The sequence below is a fragment of the Flavobacterium sp. UBA4854 genome, from assembly GCF_002399805.1.
Classification (GTDB): domain Bacteria; phylum Bacteroidota; class Bacteroidia; order Flavobacteriales; family Flavobacteriaceae; genus Flavobacterium; species Flavobacterium ginsengisoli.
This window is the reverse complement of record NZ_DHEI01000081.1, coordinates 1-5,212: the sequence shown is the minus strand read 5'-3', so window position 1 is coordinate 5,212 and position 5,212 is coordinate 1. Positions and strand designations below refer to the sequence as shown.

Annotated in this window: 3 protein-coding genes; all 3 read left to right on the top strand. The window is 33.2% G+C overall.

Annotated elements, in window-relative coordinates:
• On the top strand, positions 1-2,484 hold a 2,484-nt coding region (locus tag B3J44_RS11365; RefSeq protein WP_349678293.1), incomplete at its 5' end, for a TonB-dependent receptor.
• Between the two features lie 24 nt (positions 2,485-2,508).
• Positions 2,509-3,741, top strand: a complete 1,233-nt coding sequence (locus tag B3J44_RS11360; RefSeq protein ID WP_198857975.1) for a DUF4374 domain-containing protein — start codon at positions 2,509-2,511, stop codon at positions 3,739-3,741.
• Between the two features lie 134 nt (positions 3,742-3,875).
• Positions 3,876-5,212 (top strand): PepSY-associated TM helix domain-containing protein (locus B3J44_RS11355; RefSeq protein WP_286968545.1); only part of this gene is annotated, 1,337 nt, incomplete at its 3' end.

Genomic DNA, 5,212 nt, shown 5'->3' with positions numbered 1-5,212 from the left:
TTACAAAATAATAATCCGTTTTTCCCTATCTTTTTTGAAGACGTTGATGGTACTTTTGCAGCAAAGTTATTTATAATTAGTCTAATTAAAGATATGTCAACTCAAAAATTTTTATTTGCCAGTTTATTTTTTCTATCCACGTTCTTATCATTTTCCCAGCAAAATCAAGGTTTTGCAGTGACTGGTCAAGTTGCTGAAAAATCTGGAGCAACGATTCCGTTTGCGACAGTATTTATTGAAAAAACGAATTTAAGTATGATTTCCGACGAAAACGGGAATTTCACTTTCAAAAATGTTCCATTTGGAAAACACACTTTGAAAATTTCTGCAATAGGATTTTCAACTTTAAAAAAAGCGATAGAAGTTTCTGGTAATCCTGTAAATGTTTCCATTCATTTAGAAAGCGAATTAAATGAATTAGAAAGCGTTACAGTGATGGGCCGTACTGCAACCGATAAAGTAAATAAACAAGCCTATAGTGTTACTGCAATTGATGCTAAAAAACTTCATAATACAACATTAGATCTTTCGCATGCTTTAGACAGGGTTTCGGGAGTTCGTGTTCGTGAACAAGGTGGAGTAGGTTCTCAATCAGAACTTTCTATTAATGGTTTCTCCGGAAATCAAATTAAGGTCTTTATTGATGGTATGCCGATGGAAAACTTTGGTTCTTCTTTTCAGCTAAACAATATTCCAATTAACCTTGCTGATCGTGTAGAAGTTTACAAAGGTGTAGTGCCAATCTGGCTTGGAGGCGATGCTTTGGGAGGTGCTGTAAATATTGTTACAAACACAAAGCCAAGAACCTATTTTGATGCTTCTTATTCATTTGGATCTTTTAATACTCATAAAACTGCTATCAATGCTGGGTATACTGCAAAAAGTGGTTTTACGACCGAGATTAATGTTTTTCAAAATTATTCAGATAATAATTACTGGGTAAATGTTGAAGCAGCAGATTTAAAAACAGGTGAATATTTTCCAAATGCAAGACTACGAAGGTTTCATGACACATATCATAACGAAACTGCAATTGTAAATATTGGTATTACCGGAAAAAAATACGCCGATAAATTAATGATTGGTTTTACAGGAGGACAAAATAAAGCAGATATTCAGACTGGTGCTAGAATGAAAGCTGTTTTTGGCAGCCGTTATAGACAAGGTAATATCTTAATGCCTACTATTAAATATCAAGTAAAAGATTTGTTTACAAAAGGCTTAAATGTAAACGTTAATGGTAATTACAATTTTGGTGAAGAACAAACTGTAGATACTGTATTTATCAAATACAATTGGTTTGGAGATTACATTAAATATAACGGAGAAGGAGGCGAAAAGCAAAGAACCTTAATGAAAATGCGTGATCATAATGGTATTGTAAATGCCAACGCAACTTATAGTCTAGGTGAACGCCACTCTTTTATGCTTAATAATACTTTTACGACTTTTGATCGTAAGCAGGAAGATGAATTAGTGCCTGAATCTATTGCTTATCAGCAGCCTAGAAAAACACAGAAAAATATTTTAGGTCTTGGTTATAAATTCGATTATAACAAAAAATGGAGTACTTCTGTGTTTTTAAAAAACTATGATTTATATACCAAATATTCAAGAAGTTATAATCCAAGTGGAAATGCTGGAGATATAGCGTATCAACAATTTGAAGATAAAACTTCTACACTAGGATATGGACTTGCAAGTAGTTATTACTTAAAACAAAATTTGCAGGTAAAAGCTTCTTTCGAAAAAAGTTATCGTCTTCCAAACTCTCAAGAACTTTTTGGAAGTCCAAACGATAATATTGCGTCAAATATCGATTTAAAACCAGAATCTAGTTACAACTATAATTTAGGAGCTAGCTACCAGACGAACTTTAATAAAGTGAATGCATTAACATTTGACATCAACTTTATGTATCGTGATGCCAGAGATTTTATTCGTAACACATTGTTTACAAATCAGGTAGATAGTTATTCTGTAAATCTTGGAAAAATGACCAATTACGGTGTTGATGGAGAGATAAGATATTCGTACAGAAAAAGGTTTACAAGTGGTTTCAATATGACGTATCAAAATTTGCGTAATATGACTAAATACGAGCCAGAACAAACAATTGTATCTTGGTTTTATAAAGACAGAATTCCAAATATACCCTATATGTTTGGTAATGTTGATGCTACCGTATTTTTTAACGATGTATTCAGACAAGGCAATAATTTATCTGTTGGGTATAATCTACTTTATGTACATACCTATTATTTGTCATGGCCAAGTATGGGGACAAAGGACGGAAAATTAGAAATTCCAGTGCAGTATAATCATGATCTTAATTTAGTTTATACAATGGCAGATGGTAAGTATAATATCGCTTTAGAATGCAAAAACGTCCTAGATAATAAGCTATACGATAATTTTTCACTACAAAAACCAAGTAGAGCTTTCTATATAAAATTCAGATATTTTTTCACCAAATCAAATTAATAAAATTTTAAATCCATAATAATTATGAAAAGAGGTAGCAAATTAGCTTTATTCGCAGCTTTTATAGCTTTTACAACATTCTCATGTAGCAGTGACGAAAATTCAGGAAACGGAACTGGTGGCGGAGTCGATACTGGTAAAACGAAATATATCATTACAGCAACTACTGGAGCGGTTGGAATTGCAGATTATTTATTAACTGCAGACGATGTGACAACAGGTACAGTAAGTACAATTGGTAATGGTATTGAACAAGACGGAACTTACCGTTATTATATTACAGCTGAAAATAACTTTTTTAGTTTATTATACGGGCAAGGAAATCCAGGTGCTGTTACTACTTACAACTTAACTGCTGAAGGTAAATTGCAGAAAAAATCTGATTTTCAGGCAGAAACTGTACACGTTTTCGCAGCTGTAAACAAAGATATCTTAACCGTAAAAGTTCCAAGAAGCGGTGCTGCATCTATTGCTCAAATGTATAAAATTGATGCTACAAAATCATTAATTACAGGTGAGGCTCAACAAGATACTAAAATATTGGCTGGAAACGGAGAAAGAGCTTTCTTTACTTGGGCAACTCAAGTAGGAGACAAAGTATTTATGCCTTATATGAGTATTAAAGGAGACGGACTTGATAACTTCGGAACAGCAAATCCAGACAGTACTTGGGTAGCAGTTTACAACTATCCAGAACTTAAATTAGAGAAAGTAATCAAAGATAACCGTACAAGTTATTTAGGTGCTTACTTTACAAACGGATTATTTCAAGATGAAAATGGAGATGCTTACGGATTCTCTGGAGCAATTGCAACAAGCAATACTGTGATGACTTCTACAAAACCATCTGCAGTTGTAAAAATCAAAAAAGGAACTACAGAGTTTGATAAATCTTATTTCTTTAATGTTCAAGAAAAATCAGGAGGATACAAAATTTCTTCTACAACTTACATTTCTAAAGGTAAATTCTTATTGTTAATGTATGGAAACGTTGGAAAAAATAATGGCGCAGTTAAAATGGCTATTGCTGACGTTTATAACCAAACTTTTACATGGGTAACAAATACGCCTGAAACATTAACTTCTGTTACAAGTCGTTACAATATCACTACAGAAGATGGAAATTCTGCTATTATAGGTGTTAATACTCCAGAGGGAAGCTGGATTTATACTGTTAACGGTACTACTGCTGTAGCAACAAGAGGTATGAAAGTTGAAGGAGGTCAAATTACTGCAATTCAGAAATTAAAATACTAATTTTTTTGCCGTAAGTCCTCATTTTATGAGGGCTTGCGGTTTTTTTATTTATCCTATTTATCTATCCAATTATGTTTTCTTCTTCAAAACCAAATAATAAGAAAAAAAGTAAAAAGTCGCTTTTTAAGCGTATCATGGCCTGGCTGCATTTGTGGCTTGGTTTAGCATCTGGAATTATTGTAGTTATTGTCAGTCTTACGGGTTGTATTTATGTTTTCGAAAATGAAATCAAAGATTTTATTGAAGATTGGCGTTTTGTAAAACCTCAGAAAGAGGCATTTTTACTTCCGTCTCAATTGGTTTCGATTGCAGATAAAAAAATGAAAGATAAGAAAGCTACAAGTGTAACTTTTGGTGCAAAAGATGAAGCTGCGATTGTAGGTTATTTTGTGGAGAAAAAAGAAGAAGGTGAAGGAGGCAAAGGTGAAAGAGGAAATAAAAGAGGTGAGCGTAAAAAAGATTTAGCTCAAAATCAGGAAAAAGCAAAATCTGATTTGAAGCCTCAAGGAAAAAAAGGTGAAAAGGGTAAGGAAAAGGAAAAAAAAGGTAAAGGAGGAAGAAGATCTGGAACTTTTATAAGCGTTTACATGAATCCGTATACTGGAGAAATATTAAATGTAAAGACTTTTTCGAGAGGAGATTCTCCAGATTTTTTCAGATGGATTTTAAACGGACACCGCGCATTATGGCTTCCATATGATATTGGAAGACCAATTGTTGGAGTTGCTGTTTTAATTTTTGTCGTATTATTAATATCGGGCATCGTTTTGTGGTGGCCAACAAAATGGATTAAATCCATTATTGATAAAAGTTTTAAAATTAAATGGGATGCGAGTTTTAAACGTGTCAATTATGATATGCATAACGTATTTGGTTTTTACAGCTGCATCTTCCTGTTTTTTATTGCCATAACTGGCTTAGTATGGAGCTTTGGATGGTGGAGTAAATCTTTATATTGGATTACATCTGGAGGAAAACCGTTGACAGAAAATCGCGAATCTCCAAAATCGGATACAACCAATGTAAAAACATTCAATATCACAACAGCCGATAAAGTTTTATTGAATTTAAGAAAAGAAAATCCCCAAGCTGCCGGAATTATGATTAGTATTCCAGGAAAGCCAGCAGATCCAATTGGTGCTTTTGTTTACAAGCAAAGACACACTTTTTATAACATGGATAGATATAGTTTTGATCAGCAGAGTTTGAAAGAAATTTCGATTAAAACACCTTTTTCAGGAAAGTATATTGAAGCCAATATTCCAGACAAAATCAGACGTATGAATTACGATATTCACGTAGGAAGTGTTCTGGGTCTTACAGGGAAAATTATTGCATTTTTGGCTAGTTTAATTTCTGCCAGTTTGCCAATTACAGGATTTATTATTTGGTGGGGAAAACAGAAATTTGGTAAAAAGAAACCTGCTGCAAAACCAAAAGTGGCAAGTAAAGCAATTCCCGTTCCTAAATT

Excerpts from the sequence above, each read along its gene's own strand:
- B3J44_RS11360 (WP_198857975.1), top strand. The coding sequence starts at position 2,509 with ATGAAAAGAGGTAGCAAATTAGCTTTATTCGCAGCTTTTATAGCTTTT.